The following is a 1,037-nucleotide window of genomic DNA, read 5'->3' as shown; positions in this document are numbered from 1 at the left end:
GATCAAATTGAAATGATTGCACTAGACGAACTTGTACCAGCGGATCATTTGGTTCGCAAAATTGAGGCAGCGATTGATTTCTCATTCATCTATGACTTGGTAAAAGATATGTATTCAGAAGTAGGGCGCCCAAGTATTGACCCCGTAATATTAATTAAACTTTCATTTATTCAATATACCTTCGGTATTCGTTCCATGCGTCAAACAATTGAAGAATTGAAAACGAATATGGCTTATCGGTGGTTTTTAGGTTATGGCTTCCACGATAAAGTTCCTCACTTCTCAACTTTCGGTAAAAACTATGAGCGTCGCTTTAAAAATTCTGATCTCTTTGAACAGATATTCTACCGAATCTTAAAAACTGCAGCTGAAAAGAATTTAATTAGTGCAGAACATGTTTTTGTCGATTCTACGCATGTAAAAGCGAGTGCGAATAAACGCAAATTTGAAAAGAAAGTTGTTCGAAAAGAAACCCGTGCCTATCAAGAACGCCTTCAAGAAGAGATTAATCAAGATCGTGAGGAACATGGAAAAAAGCCTTTTCCACCAGATAAGTTTGATAAGGAAGAATTCAAAGAAATTAAGGAAAGTACAACGGACCCAGAGAGTGGCTACTATGTAAAAGATGAGCGTACAAAACAGTTCGCCTATTCTTTCCACGCAGCCGCAGATCGCAACGGCTTTGTATTAGGCACAATAGTAACCCCGGGTAACACGCATGATAGTCATATTTTTGAGCCATTGGTAGAACGAGTCATTGAGAAAGTTAGTAAACCAGAAGCTGTTGCGGCAGACGCAGCTTATAAAACACCTGCCATTACAAGCTACTTATTGAAAAACGATATTACACCTGCTTTGCCTTACACACGACCACGCACAAAAGAAGGTTACTTCCGGAAACATGAGTATGTTTATGATGAGCACTTTGACTGTTACATTTGCCCAGCTGGTGAGATTTTAAAATATACTACGACTACCAAGGAAGGGTATCGTCAATATAAATCAGATCCGCGAATTTGTGCTGGATGCCCATTCTT

The 1,037-nt window shown here is 39.0% G+C and carries 1 protein-coding gene; it reads left to right on the top strand.

Features of this window, described 5'->3' with window-relative positions; translation table 11 throughout:
- On the top strand, positions 1-1,037 hold a 1,037-nt coding region (locus tag M3205_RS25120), incomplete at both ends, for an IS1182 family transposase (protein ID WP_251172359.1).

The sequence above is a fragment of the Cytobacillus firmus genome, assembly GCF_023715565.1.
Classification (GTDB): Bacteria; Bacillota; Bacilli; order Bacillales; family Cytobacillaceae; genus Cytobacillus; species Cytobacillus firmus_C.
Note: the sequence above shows the minus strand (reverse complement) of the source record. Positions and strands in the feature narration are given on the sequence as shown.